Genomic DNA, 17,763 nt, shown 5'->3' on the forward strand with positions numbered 1-17,763 from the left:
AATATTACTCAATAGAAAGTCAGCACTAGTACTGCTCAGAGGTTTGATGCTCCCCCGCTTAGAAAGTGAAATTTGGCCCCCAAAATCCGACCCGGCAGTCACCCTCTTAGAGTTAGTATCTTGGGAATGCCGCTCGAGAAAAAATGGCTCTAAGTGCATGTTTGAGCCCTACATTGGTGGAAGTTGTCGTATAAAAAGGCTACACAATCAGTATTCAGTATAGGAGAAAGGGGGGAAATGAACGGCAATATATCAATTTAAAAATTGAACAAACAAGGGTTCATCAGTTCAGACCTCATGAGGAACAAACAAGCTCTTGCAATAACTCCATATACTGATCAGCCATAGCTTTCGCACTATTTTTACTAATAAGTGGCTCACAATACCCAAAAACAAATACCCCATTTTGATTGGTAGTATAGGCAATCACCATCATAGGGTAGTGACCATGATTTTGAACAAGCATACCAGCAGCTATATCAAAATATTTCAATTCACCACACAATCCTCTCATACTGCCTAAATTGGAAACACAAATGCCCGCTGGAAATGACTCTCTTTTATGGGAGTATTCATTTGCAGCTTGCATGATATCTTTTAGCCTGCAACTAGACTCAAAAATCAAGCCTTTCAACTCGCTGGGGTTAAATCTTTCATTCAAATTATTTTGTATTTCTATGGCCAAGTCCAAAACTCCCACACCAGAATTGTGCGGTGAAACTTCCACAGTTGTTATCGCGGTAAAGGCCCCAATAACATTTAAACCTATCTTTGGTTTACACAGACCACGTACATCCATTGGCAATACGATCTCTGTCCATGGACGATGATTGGCCAACTGCTGAGATGAAACAACTGCCAAAGCACTGAACAGCGCAGTAAAACTTATTTTTTTCTCTTTGATTATTAAGGCTAATTTTTCTACATCATCGAAACATAAAGTACGCAGGATTGCTCTACTTTGACGCCTGGCCAAGTCTGCGGTTTGCTCGACCGGCCATGCAAGATAGTCCTTACCTGGTAGAAGCAGATGATCACCACCACTGTACCCCGCTTCCTTGAGATATTCCTCTATAGGCTTATATAATGGCAGCGGCTCTAGCTCTAGGTTTCCACCTTTATTCAAATATAAATCTAGATAAAAGAACAAGACCATTATTGATCTACCGTCAATAGCCGCATGATTTGCAACTAAGGAAATCCATTCCACACACTGGTTATTACCAATGTAAAGTGTAATCATATAAGTATACTTTTCTATATCTATAATTTTTTTAGACTGCCTCACATACTCCAACTCAAAATTGAAACCATGATCAAGAACATAAATTTCTAAAGGGATTGAGCTAAAGTCCACATTACAATGCCATTCGAAATTCGCCCCCAATTTAACCCTTGCTCTCAACATAGGATGCAAATGGTGCACCCAGGCCAGCCCGTCTTGCAAAGTCTTCACATTTAATGGTTGAAGTACCTTAATAAAGGAGACAATTTGAGTCCCCCCATGACACTCCCTGGCAAACTCGACCATCAAGGCCTCGACCGCACCTAACTCTCGTGAATATGGCTCTGATTGCATAGCTTCAATCCTGCACAGATGTAAATCACAAGTTAAGATGACTATTCAATTAGTATAGAAAAAGTAAATAGATTACTTAATATCGACACACCAAAACGTATTTTCATTTAAAATTCTTTAAACAAAAAGAGACCGATATCCAAGGTGCAGTCAATATACCTGTAAACCCTTAAATCTATTCATCTACAATCAATAGCCTATCTAACCTCTACTGTCGGCAATCACCGCAAACTTGAGAAACCTTATACTCTGGAAACCACTCAAATGAGAGTGAAAAACTGGGGGATTCAGGAATGCATCTATTAACTATAAACTTAGGAAGAACTGCTATACTTTTAAAGCAGCTTTATTCAACAGCATAACCATTGGAAAAATCGGTAATTAATTCCATGTAAGTTTTCACATATTTAAGGGCACTACCACTACTAACAAGCGGCTCGCAATAGCCAAAAACAAAAAACTCCTGCTCATTTAGTGTATAGGTAACCAGCATTATGGGATGTGCTCCATGATTCTGAACCGTCATAACTAGGCCAAAATCGAAGAACTTCAGTGGACCTGTGATCTCATGCACATCCCCCATATTAGAAACACAAATTCCTGAAGAGAAGTGATTTTTTGGGGAGGCAGCACTTTTGGCCAGGTTTTCGATTTCACTGGGGATGAAATTAGGCTCTATTGGCGACTCATAAAAAATTCCACTTTTTAATTGAAAAAAGACTTTTTTTTGAATCAAGCGCGCAAGGCTAAGCAGATCAAGGCTGGTATCCTCTGGGGATAAAGATAAAGTTATCGTAGTTGTACACTCACCCACAACCTCTTTATCTATAAGAGGTTTACATAATTGTTGAGCGTTTATAGGTAACATCAATTCCACCTTGGGCTGGAAGCTTGGAAGTGAGCGTGCAGCCAGAATAGCAACAGCACTATAGATCGATGTAGCCTGAATGTTTTTCTGCCGAAAAAGTAGATGCAAGCGGTCATAATTTTTTTTGGGAAGAACTTGATAAACAGAACATCCTCTTCGATATGGGGCCGCTACTGCTTTCTCTACTGGCCATTTTAGGGGCGCGCAATCATTAATTCTTTCAGTCAGCTGTGATCTTTTAATATTTTTCCTTGAGTAAACATATTCCACCACTGATTTGTCCATTATGGAAGCAGAAGTTTTATTTCTTTCATGCCCTCTCAAGTACCTATCCAGATCACGAATCAAGATCAATACTGAACGCCCATCAATAGCTGCATGACTTACAATGAAAGCAACCCAAATTACATTATCATTTTTGTCAAGGTAAACGTTCAAACGATAGCTATACTTATCTAATTCAATTTTTTTTATTGCCAAGCGCTTAAACTCTACTTGATAACATATAGAGGGTGTATTTTTATGAATCTCAATAGGAATATCTTCAAAATCCACATCACAAAACCAATGCGCATAAGCCATTTTTTCTATACGAGAACGCAGCATAGGGTGCAGGTTATGTAAGTACTTCATCCCCTTTAATAGCCTTTCAACGCCTAAGGGCTTACAAGCCCTAAAGAAGACAAGCAGCTGTACCGCACCATTAGACTTTTCGGCCAACTCCATGAAAAGTGATTCTTGAGCCCCAAGCTTACGAAAAGGTTTTGTTTTTTTCATAGCAGTCTCGCCCCTAAAGGGAGGTTACTGCCAATTAGTATAGAAAAGAAATAATATAAGGCTTAATCATAAATCAATATCCCATCCCGGCTTCCCTATGTCATTGCGAGCATCAATCTCACAGGGTTAGAAACCACAATCAATGAATATATGTAACGATATGGTCGCAAGAGATCCGGCTCACCAGTCAAGCCAAGCACCTTAGCTGTAAGGCGCTATTTTTCAAGAAATTGACTGTATAGTAGATAGATTGCGGAAGTTGCTAACAATGCCCCCATCACTCTATTAAATATTTTAATTCTCACTTCAGTCCCTAACACCAGCCTGATTCTATCCCCCATAAGAGCCCAGGCGGTTAACGACAAATAACAGACAAAAAAATAAATCCCCACAAAATAAAATAAACTGTTACTCTGAGGGCTTGAAAACAAGGCAACACCAGATACACAGGCAATCCATGCCTTTGGATTTAACCATTGCAGAAGAAACCCCTCATGGAAGCGCGGCAGGGTACGTTCAGCAACAGCTATCTCTTCCGTGGGCCCGCTGGCAACCTTGTACCCTAGATAGATGACATAGAGTGATCCAGCGATAGCAAGATACTGCAACACCTGTGGATAACGCTCCAGTACCTGGTAAAGTCCAAAGCCGATCATGGCAAGCAGTAAGGTAAATCCTATTGTCGCCCCAGATACAAATGGAATGGTACGAGCAAAACCATACTGCACTCCAGATGAGACGATTACCATGTTTACAGGCCCTGGCGTAATCGACATAGTGAGCGAAAACCCAAACATCGCTAAGAACAAGGACATATTTACACTCGAATATTATTTAATTTATCATCTTAAAAGAATGATTGTTATTGGGACGCAATCAAGATAAATAAGCGCTACTGAGAATGGCGAACCCTAAGAGAGTTACCCCAACTTAACTAAAGGAAATCAAGTTGAAAAGAATTATTCTCCTAGCAATCTTGCTCATGTGTACCAGCTTTCAATCACTCGCAGAGCCCACAGTCGAAGAACATATCACAGGCTTCATTAATGAATTTTCTTCGAACAACATAAAAGGCTCCGCATCTCACTTCTTCACAGAATCACCTCACTTTATCTTTGGCCCACACATTTTAACCCCACAAGATTCAGCACAAGTAGAAGAAGTACTATCTAAAATACGTGATGGTCTAGCCAAGCGAGGTTATAAAAATTCTGAGATCCTTGAGTTTAAGTCTTTCTTTCAGAATGAGAATATGTCAGTTACAACAATACTGCTTAAACGCTACAGCTCAGAAAGACAGGTTCTGGATCATCAATGCAGCACTTATACATTGGCCAAGACTGAAGAAGGGTGGAAAATCTTATCCTGGCTCCCTTCCGAGCCAGAAAGTAATACAAAATGTTTTACAGGTAAAAGTTAAACAATAAAACAGTAGTAGCCCCTAAAAAACCTAGAGGGATTTAGAAATGAGATCTCATAGTGAAATCAGAGTGCTTCTTACAGAATTGTATCAAGTGATTTCTGGCCCAGAAGGATTCAAGCGCGACTGGAAAAAACAATTATCGCTATTCACACCTTACGCTAAAGTCATTCGAACCTCTTTAGATGGTGAAGGTAATCCCCAGGCGCTGGTCATGAATATCCAGGATTACCCTGAAAATTTTCAGAGGGTGGTTGGAGATGCCGCTTTTTATGAGGTAGAAATTCACAATATTATTGAGTCTTTCGGCAATATCGCTCACGCATTCAGTAGTTACGAAGCCTGGAGAGATAGTGATAAAACCCAGTTTATCAAGCGGGGGATAAACAGCATTCAGCTTTATCACGATGGGCATTCATGGAAAATAGTCAATATGATTTGGGATGATGAGCGGCCCGGACTAACCATGCCACCTAAATATAACCCCGAGACCGAAAGTGTCTCGTAATCCCAAATTGGCCCCAGAATAATTGATATCTCGGAAATAAGATTCATTAAGCTCAATAAAACCCTTACGCATTGGAGACGGAACAAATAATCTATAGCCAATTAGTAGAGAAATTCTAACAATTTCTGATATGGCCAAGTTATGCCAGTTTCTGTCTGCGTAACACTGAGGCTCTTATCAATGGATGAGAACTTTATGGGGGGCCGGCTCTCGCCTTGAAGGGTGAGGGCTATCTTAATGGGGAGAAGTTACCAGCTTCTACTGCAAGCTTCTCTTCCAGGCCCTTATTTCCTCGACATATAATTCGGGCTGTTCAAAAGCCGAAAAGTGCCCTCCTCGTTTCAAATGATTCCAATAACAAATGTTCTTATAACGCCCCTCAGCCCAAGAGCGGGGTATTCTTACCATCTCTCCAGGATAAATACTGACTCCAGTGGGCAATTGCACTACCTTTTCCTGATCGGGGCCATAGGGGGCATCGAAGCTTTCCCAAAATAGTCGCGCAGAAGAGGCCGCTGTATTTGTCAGCCAATAAAGCATGATATTGTCTAGTAATTCATTCCTGGTAAAAATACTCTCCAAAGTTCCCTGGCAATTGCTCCATAAATGAAACTTCTCTAATATCCAGGCAGCCTGTCCTATGGGAGAATCCGCAAGACTATACCCCAGTGTTTGAGGGCGGGTACTCTGTTCCTTGGCAAAACCGGAATCCCAACAATTGAAGAATCGTATTCCGGCCAGGGCCTCTTTCTCTTCCTCGCTGGGCCACTGCAAGGCTTCAGCGGCTGGCTCTTCCTTGGGATTATTGATATGAATAGCCCTGCACGCGCCCAGATTCTGTATGCCAATTTCAGTGGCCACCGACCGGCCCCAATCTCCCCCTTGAGCCAAGTACGATTGATACCCCAGGCGATGCATTAGGGTATCCCAGGCAGCGGCAATTCTTGGGATACCCCACCCCGTCGTTACAGGCTTACCCGAAAAAGCGAAACCAGGGAGCGATGGGCATACCACATGGAAAGCCTCCTCAGCACTCCCCCCATATTGAGTCGGCTCAGTCAGGGGCTTTATCACTTTGAGAAATTCCACAAAAGAACTGGGCCAACCATGGGTTATTACGATTGGCGTGGCGCTTCTATGACTGCTTTTGACATGAATTAGATGAATTTCCAGGTCGTGAATGGTTGTTATGAACTGGTCATATTGATTCAGCCTCTGCTGAGTGGCATACCAGTCATAGTCATTTAGCCAATAATCACAGAAATCCTTAAGATAATTCAAAGGGATTCCCTGCGCCCATCCATCTACGGTTTCTGCCTCAGGCCAACGTGCCTCCCGTATCCTTCGGTGCATATCAGCCAGCTGAGATTCTTGTATATCAATCCTGAAAGGTTGGACCTGAGCCATTCGTAGATTCCATCTCCTGAGTGAGCTGACTAAGTAGCCGCGGATAGACAATTACAAAGATTGATTGGCCATTGCTTTGTACTGAACCAAAACCGTAAACTGTACAAACATACAGCACCCTAGTTCCGATGAAAAAGATAGAATCAAACAATCCTCAGCCCTTACATAAAGGGCGCGGAGCCGCCAGTAATATCAATGGTCGTTTTGCCGAGCACATCAGTACACGGGAAAGCGATGGTTGGCAAACCGAGGCTGAGCCTCTGGAGCGACTACTGACTACCGCCATTGAAGAGAAGGGCAAGTCGATTATCGCCACCAATCAATCGCCCGACATCCCCTTTACTCAGTCTATCAATCCTTACCGTGGCTGTGAGCATGGTTGTGTCTATTGCTACGCGAGACCAGCTCATGCCTATATGGATCTTTCCCCAGGGCTCGACTTCGAAAGCAAGATCTTTTTTAAGGCTAACGCGCCCGTATTGTTGGAGCAGACGCTGCGCAAACCAAGCTACACCTGTAGTCCCATAGCACTAGGCGCGAATACAGACCCATATCAGCCTCTAGAGAAAGAGAAAGGCATAACCCAGGCATTGCTTACAGTAATGCAGGAGTTTCGACAACCGGTCACCATTGTCACCAAGAGCCAGCTGATTTTACGGGATCTTCCCATCTTGGCTGAGATGGCACAGGACAACCTTGCTCAGGTGGCAATTAGTGTGACTACTCTGGAGAGGGATTTAAAAAGGAAATTGGAACCTCGCACAGCGGGGCCTTCTGCCCGCCTGTGTACTATCGAACAATTGAGCAAGGCTGGGATACCCACGGCCGTACTTGCAGCTCCAATGATCCCCGCACTTAATGACTGTGAGCTGGAAGCTATTTTGAAGGCCGGGCGGGATTCAGGTGCCGAGAGGGCGGCCTATATCCTCCTGCGGCTACCCCATGAGGTGGCGCCACTTTTCCGTGAGTGGCTATCACTACATTACCCACAAAGGGCCGACCATGTAATGAGTCTGATACAACAGAGCCGCGGTGGGCGGGACTATCAAAGTGACTTTTCCCAACGCAGAACCGGTACAGGGGTTTTCGCTCAGTTACTGCGGCAGCGGTTTATTGTCGCCATTAGGAAATTGGGGTTAAATCACCGGCGCCTATCCCTGGATAGCAGCCAATTTAATGCACCACCCCTAGCCGGCGAGCAGCAGTCTCTTTTTTAACTGAGCTATGCGTTTTAACCTACAAGAAACTGAGAAAAATCCCTTGCGGACAAGATTTTAATGGATGCCTGGTTTTTGTATTTAATCCGCACTTCCAGCGGTACCCTCTATACGGGGATAACTAAAGATATTCAACGACGCTTTGCCGAGCACTGTGGTGGCGGGGCCAAAGCGGCCAAGGCCCTTCGCGGTAAAGGGCCTCTCACACTTGAATATCAGGTAAAAACTCAGGATAAATCTTCTGCACTGAAATTGGAAATCGCCATCAAGAGGTGGCCCAAGCATAAAAAAGAAGCGCTTATTGCCGGCACAATGGCATTGCCTGATTTACCCAGCTAACCATCATTGTGCCCTCGTGAGCCCTAAGCGACTAGCGCCTGGTAAGCAGCCAAGCCACTTCCCTCGCTGGTACCAGCCCTTTTAAGCCACCTGGCACATCCCTGGAGGCCAGCATCTTCAGGTGGTAATCCGCATTGTAACGCTCAAAAATCTCCTGAGAGCTGATGGAGAAGGGGGGACCCGCTAACTCAGACTGCTCATACTCAAAAGATATCAGTAATTGAGGGGCCACTTTTGTCATCGCCATCAGGTGCTGGGCATACCCTGGGCGAATGTCTTGTGGCAACGCCACCAAGGCGGCACGATCATAGATACCATCAACTTCCTGTAGTATTTCCTTATCCAGGTCGAAAATATCCCCTACATAAATATCAATATTACTGGCCTTATAGCGCTTAAGGTTGGCAATTTGCTCGACTTCTGGGGTTTTATCCATCTCTTGAAATAGTTGCTCTACCGCCATTTCACTCAGCTCGGCACCAACGACTCGATAACCTCCAGAAAGCAACCAGGCGATATCACGGGTTTTGCCACATAGTGGAACAAATACTCTATCGCCTTTGGAGAGAGAAAGCTGTGAAAAGAACTCCGACAGTAAGGAATTACCAGAGGCTTCGTGGAAAGCTATATTATTTTTCTTCCACTTCTCATGCCAATATGTCGCTTCCATGTTGCACCCCCATGTGCATTCTAACGGTTATTTCTGATAACTCTGACGGATAATTCAGAGATCCTTCACACTCACTAAACCTAATATAAAAGGTATTCCAGTTCAGACTCTACTTCAGGACCGGAATCCTCGGGCTCAGTGAAAGCCAGTGCAGTTAAAAAAACAAAGGCTCCTGTAAATAGGATGCTCTTCAACATTACCGATACCTCAGAACAATTCTTTCACAGATTTAGTGGGAGTCCGGAGTACTCTCTCTTTCTTCAACAGCCACAAGTTATTTGCTTTTCGTCGATCCAGAGATAAAGAGTTTTCCCGGCCAAATAAAATCAACCAACCCCGCGACTATCGCGCCAAGTACAGCAGCAGTAATAAGCAGGAAATAACCATCTAAAGAGATCGGTTGCTGAGCTGTGAAAGCGATCAAGATACCAATCCCATAACTAATAATATTGCCAACCCCAGTAACCAAACCCATTGCCCAGGCCCCAATGGCCGATAATAATAAGGCCATAGGTAAAGCTAACCATGGTTGTTCCAGTTGCCACCCTGCAGTTCCCACAATTGCGGCCAATCCTAGCCCAAGCCCTGTAACTGCACAGGCCAGGTTATAGCCACCGGAACGCAAACTGCCGCCTCTGGCAAAATAGGTAACAGCACCCAGGGCCGACACCCAGCTGGGCACACCAACAAGCTGGGCTGCCACAATCGCCAAAGAGGCACTCAGAAAAATCAGCAACCCAGTAAAAAGACGTTCCTGAGATTGCCCGTTACTATGTTCGAGACTTTCAGTTACGCTATTCATTACTTCCTCTCAATCTCCACTGCACGCATTAATGACTGGTAATTCCTTGCCTAAATGCTTTCTACGCCACGCTGACTACTGATAACAATAAGTGGAGGAGCTATAGTCATCCCTCCATTAAGTGTATTTTCTCGCGTCTTTTGAATTTGCGGGTAGCAGACTTCTTCCGCATCCTTGCCCAATCTTGCAATCGGTACAAACATGCGGCAAATTCAAGGAGTGGTTCTACCTACCCAAAGGGCGTTTTCTTAGTAGGTGATCAACAGAGGCCAATTGAGGAGATATGGGGATTACCAGGGGATTTCACTGCCATCATAATTATAAAATCGTCCACTCTTACCCTGACCCGCTTGCGTAAGCAGTTTCTTCAGTGCAGCCACACTTTGTGCCGTTGAAATCAGGGCACCGGGACCTCCCATCGCAGTTTTCACCCAGCCCGGGTGCAGGGCCATAACTGTGATTCCGCGATCATGGAGATCAATCGACAAGCTTTTAACGATCTGGTTGAGTGCTGTTTTGGAGCTTCGATAAATATAACCACCCCCAGAGCGGTTATCGGCGATACTGCCCACCTTGCTGCTCATCATGGCTATCAGCTTGTAGTCGCTGGCCGCTACGTTATCGCAAAAAGTTTCCGCCATCATATATGGCGCAATGGTGTTGGACTCCAATACGCGGCGCCATTCTTCCCGGTCCACTTTGCCAAAACCAGTGCCTTTTGGGCCGTAATATCCCGCATTATTGAGCAAGACATCGATAGGCTCCCCTTTCAAGGCCTTACCGAGAGCAATCATTTGCTCATAGTCGGTTACATCCAACTGGATGGGCTCTATCAGTGGGTATTTAGCCTGTAAGGCGTTGAGTTCATCGGCCTTTTTCAGATCTCTACAACAGGCGAATACACGCCATCCATCCTTGGCAAACTGGGCAGTCAACTCCAGGCCTATGCCTCTATTACAGCCGGTGATCATTATGGTGCCAGACATCGCCTCTCCTTCAGTGTTATTCTTGCGGATCGCGATCATAGCAACTGTAGAACAATGTACTACTCACCCGACAATCTACTTTGGTTATTACTATTAGCTTCCGTGGCTTGGTATATCTGGGCCAATATGGCAGCAAAAGAACATGTCAGGCGCGCTGCGGCCAATCACTGCAAACAACTGGGAGTGCAACTTCTCGACGATACGGTTGTGCTGGTACGCATCCGCTTAAAACGTGACCGTCGAGGCCAGATCAGCCTGCAACGCAGTTATGAGTTTGAATTTACTTCCACTGGAGAGCACCGCTATTCCGGTGTGGCAATTCTCCACGGCCGCCGAATTGAGCAGCTACAGCTGTCTCCACACCATTTGAGTTAACTTGGTATTTGTTGATGAAACCCGGCCTTTATCGCCACTACAAAGGAAATCTTTACGAAGTCCTACACACAGCTATCCATAGCGAAACAGAAGAGCTCCTGGTGATCTATCGCGCGCTCTACGGAAACTATATTGTTTCGGCTAGGCCCTACGCTATGTTTAGCGACACAGTCTCAGAGGATGGAAAAACATTCCCCCGCTTTAAACTCGAAAAAGCCTTCGAAATGATGGATAACACCCACGTAAAAAAAGCGCCAGAATAAATAAATCCAATCAGTCTCCAATCCCTGTCTTGCGCCATTTAATGCCAGAGGGATAACCTCTCGTGTCAGACAGAAGCCAATATTAATCGATAAAATTTGGCGCCCGACAAACAAGCTTGATCCTCTCGGACAACCCGCTCTCGAACCCACAAGGAAAACCGGTGAACAACAAGAATATTATGATCTATGGCGCCTATGGTTACACTGGTGAGCTGATTGCCCGCCAAGCTGTAGCGCTGGGTTATCGCCCCATTCTAGCTGGTCGCAATGCTCAAAAATTACAGCCTCTGGCAGAAGCCCTTACTCTCCCGGCCATGGCCATCGACTTGGCTAATACGGAAGTCTTGGAACGCAGCTTGCGGGACGTTTATCTGGTTATCCACTGCGCCGGTCCATTTTCTGCTACCGCTGAATCCATGATGAGGGCCTGCCTCAACACCCGTACCCACTACCAGGATATCACTGGTGAAATTTCCGTTTATGAGACCGCACACCGTCTTGATGATGAAGCCAAAGCCAAGGGAGTCGTACTTTGCCCCGGTGCGGGATTCGATGTCATTCCTACTGATTGCCTCGCTGCCGCATTACACAGGGCTCTACCGTCAGCCACGCACCTGGCGCTTGGCTTCGACTCGGAGTCGAGTTTAAGCCCCGGTACAGCCAAGACCTCTATCGAAAGCCTCGGTATGGGAGGCGCCATTCGGCGCAATGGCAAAATCGAAACCATTGGCCATGGGCAGCTTACCCGCACCATCGATTTTGGCCGAGGTGAAAAGTTTGCTGTCGCAATTCCCTGGGGCGATATCTCCACTGCCTTCCACTCAACCGGTATTCAAAACATTGAGGCCTACATCCCCATGAGCCCTGCAAGGGCAAAGAAGCTAAAGCGCCTGAATGGATTTCGTTGGCTGCTTCGTACCCAGTGGCTACAAAACTGGCTGAAAGCAAAAGTGAGCAAGTCTGTTCGAGGCCCCAGTGAAGAGCGTCGTGCCGGCCAGAAAACCTGGGTTTGGGGAGAAGTGCGCAATGACCGTCGCGGTGAGCGTAAAGTTGGCCGACTCACCACCGCCAACGGCTACGATGTTACCGTCTCTGGTTCCCTGGCAATCATGCAATATCTTCTCGACTATCAGAGCGAAGGGGGCTATTTCACGCCATCAAAACTCTGCGGCCATAAGCTGGTGGAGAATCTACACGGCTCTGGAACGATCGAAATCAAATCGGCCTAGCCACTGTTCTCAAAACCTTTCTGCTTTTTTCTAAGGGCAAATCATGGAGCCGCGGACAGCTGCTCCGACTCTCTTTCCAGCCATTCCTTTCTTAGCGCCTTGTTCACCTATCCTGGATCAATTTTCTGCCACGCTTTTAAAAGCGGTATGTAGGCGTAAATAACATCTATTTTGAGATTTCACTATTACGACATCATTTGGTCAACTCCGTGCAATAATCAATTTTTAAGTTTGCGGCATGCGAGACTTATCCATGAATTTGAAGAGTATTGATGTGTCCCTGGTTCTGTATCTCACGGAACGGGCGTCACGTCCCACTTCACGCAGACGGTACCTTTGGCTATCCAAATCTGGAGATGGCTGGCTCACCGTCGCCGTACTCCTCAGTTATATTATTTCCAACGCCGCCACTCAGCTTTTTATTGCCGCATGCTCTGGCTTGGCGGTAGAGCGCTCTCTCTATTGGACAATCAAAAATACGACCCGCCGCAGGCGTCCACCTCAGGCTATCCCCGGTATGCGCCCGATTATTATCGCCCATGACCGTTTCAGCCTGCCCTCGGGACATACCTCTGCAGCCTTTCTTTTTATTACATTTATGACTCAACAAGTCAGCCCAATGTGGGGACTAGGTTATATCTGGGCGACCGGGGTAGGCGCCGCCCGTGTAGGCCTGGGGGTACATTTCCCTTCTGATATTTTCGCCGGTGCCCTTCTCGGTTCATGTGTCGCATTAGCCACTGGCGCCGTTCTTTTATGAAAATACTCTATGGCGTACAGGCCACCGGCAATGGACATATTGCCCGTTCACGCACATTGGCAAAGGCATTGCAACAATATCCAGAACTTGAAATCCAATGGCTGTTTTCAGGTAGACCCAAGGAAAACCTGTTTGGCATGGAATTGTTTGGCGACTATTGGTGGCGGGAGGGAATGACCATTGTCCACAGTGAGGGGCGCCTCAGAAGCTTGGCCACGGTTGCCCAGGCTAAATTGCGCCAATTAATCCAGGATGTCCGCAAACTGCCAGTTAGCGAATACGACCTAATCATCAGTGACTATGAACCTGTCACCGCCTGGGCGGCGAAAATGCGCAAAAAGCCCAGTGTGGGTATCGGTCACCAATACGCTTTTTTACACTCGATTCCCATGCCCAGGTATAACTGGCCTTTTCATACCGTTTTACGTATCTTTGCTCCCACAAAAAAAAGCCTGGGTTTGCACTGGCATCACTTTGGCAACCCCATATTACCGCCCATAGTCCCCCCTCAACCCAAACCCGTGAGTGACACAGAAGATTACATTCTGGTCTACCTGCCCTTTGAACACCCAATACCCATGCTGGAGGAACTGGCCAAAGTAGAACGGCAATTTATTGTTTACGGTGTGCCAGAAAATCTGCCCACGGCAAACAATATCCAGATAAAGTCGCCTTCCACACTAGGATTCCAACAGGACTTGGTCAATGCCCGTGCAGTAATCTGTAACAGTGGTTTTGAATTACTGGCAGAGACCCTGGCTCAAGGCAAACCCATCCTAAGCCGACCACTGGCCTATCAATTTGAACAGGAAGCCAATGCCCAAGCACTGGAACAACTAAAGCTGGCGAAAATCGTACGCTCCATAGATGCCAATAGTATTCACACCTGGTTGCAGGAGGGGCCAAAATCTGTACGTATCCAATGGCCAGATGTCGCACAAGCTATTGCTGCCTGGATAGCACAGGGCTGCAAGCGAGACCCCGCAGATCTCGCCCGCAGTTTATGGCGACAAGTGACCCCCCGCCCCACCGAAGGGTCTGCACCCACCTACCAGAACGCTACCGACTAACCCTTCTTTTTTTGCGCTATCCGCAGTTGTAAAGACCATTGCCAGTCTATGGCCCACGACCTTCTACCACCATATCGCCAAGCGCATTCACACAAAAAGTCATTGCCCAATTTTGAGCCTCAGCGTTTACTTATCTGCCATTCAGTGGCCAACTAGACATTTATTTATCCAGCACTCAAAAAAAATATTTGATCAGCACGGCACGAGAGTCTATCTCCAGCAATAGTGCAGTGGATTTGAAATTTTTGTAGTCGGACTAATATGTACATTTGCTCCATAAAAAAAATAATGAGGTAAGCATGACTAATTCATTGCTCAACGACCGTGATACCGAATTTCTACTCTATGAATTTCTCGATACCGAAGCGCTGCTACAGCGACCACGTTACAAGGAGCATTCCAGGGAAGTTTTCGATGCAACACTGAAAACCGCACGCACCATTGCCGAAAAATTTTTCGCCAACCACAATGCCAAGGGTGATGCCAATGAGCCCAACTTTGACGGCGAAAAAATACAGATGATCGCAGAGACCAAGCAATCTTGGGATGCCTTCTCGGAGGCCGGTTTTCTCGCGGGGCACTGTAATTTTGATGAAGGCGGTATGCAGCTGCCCAAAGCGATAATCAGCACGGCCCTTGGCTATGTTAGTGCCGCAAATATTGCCAGCGCTTGCTACCCCTTCCTGACTATTGCCGCCGCCAACCTGCTGCGCTCTTTTGCCAGTGACAGCCTAAAGGCAAAGTTTTTGCCGCAGATGCTCGATGGCCGCTTCGCCGGCACTATGGCCCTCACAGAGCCCGATCAGGGCTCAGCTCTGGCCGATATCCGCACCAGTGCCGAACAGGCCGAAGATGGCAGCTACCGTATCCGCGGACAAAAGATGTATATCTCCGGCGGCGACCAGTCTCTGACAGAAAATATCGTTCATCTGGTATTGGCAAAAATCAAGGGTGCTCCCGCCGGCGTTAAGGGAATATCCCTATTTTTAGTGCCTAAAATGCTCCTTGATGAAAACGGCCAGGTAGCCCAGCCCAACGATGTAAAACTGGCGGGATTACTGCATAAAATGGGCTTTCGCAACACGACCTCTACAGTATTGAGTTTTGGTGAGGATCAGGGCGCAGTGGGCTACCTGATCGGTGAGCCTCATCAGGGGCTCAAATATATGTTCCAGATGATGAATGAGGCTCGGATCAGTGTCGGCGCAGGGGCCTCTATTCTGGGTTATCAGGGCTATGCCTACTCCTTGCAGTATGCCAAGGACCGCCCCCAGGGACGCCTGCCTTCCAACCAGGACCCCAGCGCCAAGCAAGTACCCATTATTCAACATGCAGACATTCGCCGTATGCTGCTGATGCAAAAGGCCTATGCCGAGGGTGGCCTGGGCTTAAGTATGTACGCCACTTCTCTTTATGAAGACCAGCACAGCGCACCCACGGAAGAAGAGAGCCAGCTGGCAGCCACTCTGTTAGACCTAATTACTCCGGTAGTGAAATCCTGGCCCTCCAAATACTGCCTGAAAGCCAATGAACTGGCCATCCAGGTACTCGGCGGCGCCGGTTATATTCGGGAATTCCCCCTGGAACAGCTTTATCGGGACAATCGCCTGAACGCCATTCACGAGGGCACTGAAGGTATCCACGCCCTCGATCTACTCGCGCGCAAAGTGCCCAGCAAAAATTTCCAGGCCTACCAGCTGTTACAAACAGAAATCCGTAAAACGGTATTGGAAGCACGGCAGAAAGAGAGCTTGATTAGCATGGCCGATACCCTGGAGGAATCCCTGCAAAAGCTCGACGAAACGGGCATGGCCCTGTTTACGCAATTACAGGAGGATGTGGATCGCGGGCTCAGTAATGCCACTCTCTATCTGGATGTTTTCGGCTGCATTATGGTGGCCTGGATCTGGCTGCGACAGGCGGTTATCGCCGCGAATGCCCTGGAAGGAACTACCAGCGAGGAAGATGGCAATTTTTACCGTGGCAAGTTGCACACCGCCCTCTTTTATTTTGAATGGGAACTACCCAATATCCAGCCGCAAATAAGCCTGCTGCAAAGTGGCAATAACCTGCCGTTCGATATGCGAGTCGATTGGTTTTAGCGAGTGACGATCAGGAGGGGCCACGTAGCAACTACAGCAGTACAGTAATTTCCGTGCCCCCCTCGGGAAGAGATTCAGCGCTGATTTGCCCCTGGTAACTCTCAACAATGTCCACCACAACAGCCAGGCCAATACCCTGGCCAGGCTGCTGCTGGTCGGCACGTACTCCGCGCTGGGTTACTTCGCGCCATTTATCGCTATCTAGGCCGGGCCCATTATCAGCGACCTGGATAGAGAGCTTACGCCCCTCCTCGGGGTTCTCAATAACAACTCGAACCTGGCCGGCACCGTACTTGTAAGCATTATCGAGCAGGTTGCCAAGCAGCTCCATCAAATCGCCCTCATCCCCATAGAACAGAGCGTTCTCAGTACACTCCCTTCGCACTTCACAGGGCCTGCTGCGATAGACTTTTTCCAGGGCATCCAGGATCTTTTCCAGAAGTGGCGCCACGGCAATACCGCGCAGGATAGACTTGGGAGAGCTGGCAACCGCGCGCTGAAGTTGGTAGCTAATAATACTGTCCATACGCTGTACTTGATCCGCAAGGGTTTTTCCGGCGGCATCGGGGTCCTTTTCCAGGCTCAACCCTTTGAGTACCGCCAGTGGCGTTTTCAGACTGTGGGCCAGGTCCGCCAAGGTATGGCGGGTCTTCTCACGCTGACGCCGCTCATTTTCAATCAACAGGTTCAGGTTGTCGGTAAGCGGGCGCAACTCCAGCGGGAAGTTTCCCTCCAGGCGATCGCTGCCACCCTGCTGCATATCGCGCAGGGCCTGCGCCAGTGCGCTTAACGGCGCAAATCCCCAGCGCAATACCAGCCATTGAGCCAAGACCAGCAACAGCGCCGCCACCCCCAGCCACTGCCAGATGGTCGAACGGAACTGCCCGACCTGTGCCTGTAGCGGCGCCGCATCCTCCAGCACCACAAAGGTAAAAGGGTGCTCATTTTCCAGACCCCAAGCCACTCCCTGGCGGAAGCTGCTGTAATTGGCATCGCCACCTGGCAGGGAAATACGCATAAAAGACTGCTGCCCTTGCGGCAGCGGGGAAAATTCCACCTCTGGCATTGCCAGGGCCGATTCAGAACGCCAAATTACCCGCCCTTGCCCATCCAAAACTGCGCCAATCAGGCCGGAATCTGGCTGGTTGAAGCGCTGTTCGGGCAGTTCGGGCGGCAGCACCAGACTCTCGCCTTCAGGTTCCGCCAGTGCCAGCAGGGTGTAGATATAAAGCTGCAGCTCGCGCTGTTTGGCCTCATTCAAAGAGGTGCGATAAGCGTGCTCCAGCACCCCGGAAATCAACAGCACAAATGCCACCAGCACCAGGCTGGTAACCAGTGCCAGGCGGCCTTTTAGGGAATTCAGCCAAAAGGAAAACAGTCGCATTACAAAT

General features: G+C 47.5%; 18 protein-coding genes. 10 read left to right on the top strand and 8 right to left on the bottom strand.

Annotated elements, in window-relative coordinates; genetic code table 11:
• Positions 1-295: 295 nt before the first annotated feature.
• The 3 genes from ACJJIO_RS03115 to ACJJIO_RS03125 form a co-directional block, all read right to left on the bottom strand.
• The gene (locus ACJJIO_RS03115; RefSeq protein ID WP_444910120.1) at positions 296-1,579 is read right to left on the bottom strand and encodes a hypothetical protein; all 1,284 of its coding nucleotides are present in this window, start codon (positions 1,577-1,579) and stop codon (positions 296-298) included.
• A 346-nt stretch (positions 1,580-1,925) separates the two neighbouring features.
• Positions 1,926-3,224 carry a condensation domain-containing protein gene (locus tag ACJJIO_RS03120; protein WP_444910121.1) on the bottom strand — a complete coding sequence of 433 codons (1,299 nt, stop codon included), beginning with the start codon at positions 3,222-3,224 and terminating at the stop codon, positions 1,926-1,928.
• A gap of 215 nt (positions 3,225-3,439) precedes the next feature.
• Positions 3,440-4,039: a LysE family translocator gene (locus ACJJIO_RS03125; protein ID WP_444910122.1), complete on the bottom strand. Its 600-nt coding sequence runs from the start codon at positions 4,037-4,039 to the stop codon at positions 3,440-3,442.
• Between the two features lie 134 nt (positions 4,040-4,173).
• Here ACJJIO_RS03125 and ACJJIO_RS03130 point away from each other — a divergent pair, with 134 nt between their 5' ends.
• A complete protein-coding gene (locus ACJJIO_RS03130) occupies positions 4,174-4,644 on the top strand; it encodes a DUF6841 family protein (RefSeq protein ID WP_444910123.1) in 471 nt (156 codons plus the stop codon).
• Between the two features lie 46 nt (positions 4,645-4,690).
• On the top strand, positions 4,691-5,152 hold the full coding sequence (locus ACJJIO_RS03135) for a hypothetical protein (RefSeq protein ID WP_444898689.1): 462 nt from the start codon (positions 4,691-4,693) through the stop codon (positions 5,150-5,152).
• Between the two features lie 258 nt (positions 5,153-5,410).
• Here the strand turns inward: ACJJIO_RS03135 and ACJJIO_RS03140 are convergent, their stop codons facing one another.
• On the bottom strand, positions 5,411-6,559 hold the full coding sequence (locus ACJJIO_RS03140; protein WP_444910124.1) for an epoxide hydrolase family protein: 1,149 nt from the start codon (positions 6,557-6,559) through the stop codon (positions 5,411-5,413).
• Between the two features lie 128 nt (positions 6,560-6,687).
• Between ACJJIO_RS03140 and ACJJIO_RS03145 the strand changes: the two genes are divergently transcribed.
• Positions 6,688-7,776: a PA0069 family radical SAM protein gene (locus ACJJIO_RS03145; protein ID WP_444910125.1), complete on the top strand. Its 1,089-nt coding sequence runs from the start codon at positions 6,688-6,690 to the stop codon at positions 7,774-7,776.
• A 60-nt stretch (positions 7,777-7,836) separates the two neighbouring features.
• The gene (locus ACJJIO_RS03150) at positions 7,837-8,115 is read left to right on the top strand and encodes a GIY-YIG nuclease family protein (protein ID WP_444885578.1); all 279 of its coding nucleotides are present in this window, start codon (positions 7,837-7,839) and stop codon (positions 8,113-8,115) included.
• Positions 8,116-8,146: 31 nt separating this feature from the next.
• Here ACJJIO_RS03150 and tmpT read toward each other — a convergent pair whose 3' ends face one another.
• The 3 genes from tmpT to ACJJIO_RS03165 form a co-directional block, all read right to left on the bottom strand.
• Positions 8,147-8,785 (bottom strand): thiopurine S-methyltransferase, encoded by a 639-nt coding sequence (gene tmpT / locus ACJJIO_RS03155; protein WP_444910126.1) that lies wholly within the window; start codon positions 8,783-8,785, stop codon positions 8,147-8,149.
• A 274-nt stretch (positions 8,786-9,059) separates the two neighbouring features.
• Positions 9,060-9,587: a DUF1097 domain-containing protein gene (locus ACJJIO_RS03160; protein ID WP_444910127.1), complete on the bottom strand. Its 528-nt coding sequence runs from the start codon at positions 9,585-9,587 to the stop codon at positions 9,060-9,062.
• 290 nt (positions 9,588-9,877) lie between these two features.
• Complete coding sequence (locus tag ACJJIO_RS03165) at positions 9,878-10,573, bottom strand: SDR family oxidoreductase (protein WP_444910128.1); 696 nt, start codon at positions 10,571-10,573, stop codon at positions 9,878-9,880.
• Positions 10,574-10,627: 54 nt separating this feature from the next.
• On the opposite strand from ACJJIO_RS03165, the gene ACJJIO_RS03170 reads away from it, so the two are divergent.
• The 6 genes from ACJJIO_RS03170 (at position 10,628) to ACJJIO_RS03195 (ending at position 16,372) form a co-directional block, all read left to right on the top strand.
• Positions 10,628-10,948 carry a DUF3301 domain-containing protein gene (locus tag ACJJIO_RS03170; RefSeq protein ID WP_444910129.1) on the top strand — a complete coding sequence of 107 codons (321 nt, stop codon included), beginning with the start codon at positions 10,628-10,630 and terminating at the stop codon, positions 10,946-10,948.
• 14 nt (positions 10,949-10,962) lie between these two features.
• Positions 10,963-11,211 carry a DUF1653 domain-containing protein gene (locus ACJJIO_RS03175; protein ID WP_252085197.1) on the top strand — a complete coding sequence of 83 codons (249 nt, stop codon included), beginning with the start codon at positions 10,963-10,965 and terminating at the stop codon, positions 11,209-11,211.
• Positions 11,212-11,372: 161 nt separating this feature from the next.
• Positions 11,373-12,440 (top strand): saccharopine dehydrogenase family protein, encoded by a 1,068-nt coding sequence (locus tag ACJJIO_RS03180; RefSeq protein WP_444910130.1) that lies wholly within the window; start codon positions 11,373-11,375, stop codon positions 12,438-12,440.
• Positions 12,441-12,693: 253 nt separating this feature from the next.
• Positions 12,694-13,200, top strand: coding sequence for a phosphatase PAP2 family protein (locus tag ACJJIO_RS03185; RefSeq protein ID WP_444888459.1), 507 nt, complete (start codon positions 12,694-12,696; stop codon positions 13,198-13,200).
• Positions 13,197-14,270, top strand: a complete 1,074-nt coding sequence (locus ACJJIO_RS03190) for an MJ1255/VC2487 family glycosyltransferase (protein WP_444910131.1) — start codon at positions 13,197-13,199, stop codon at positions 14,268-14,270. The genes ACJJIO_RS03185 and ACJJIO_RS03190 overlap by 4 nt, the downstream gene beginning before the upstream one ends.
• Positions 14,271-14,569: 299 nt before the next feature.
• Positions 14,570-16,372, top strand: coding sequence for an acyl-CoA dehydrogenase (locus tag ACJJIO_RS03195; RefSeq protein ID WP_444910132.1), 1,803 nt, complete (start codon positions 14,570-14,572; stop codon positions 16,370-16,372).
• A gap of 31 nt (positions 16,373-16,403) precedes the next feature.
• On the opposite strand, the gene ACJJIO_RS03200 is transcribed toward ACJJIO_RS03195, so the two are convergent.
• Positions 16,404-17,756, bottom strand: a complete 1,353-nt coding sequence (locus ACJJIO_RS03200; RefSeq protein ID WP_444910133.1) for an ATP-binding protein — start codon at positions 17,754-17,756, stop codon at positions 16,404-16,406.
• Positions 17,757-17,763 lie beyond the last annotated feature (7 nt).

This window comes from Microbulbifer mixtoriginis (SeqCode) (genome assembly GCF_052467235.1).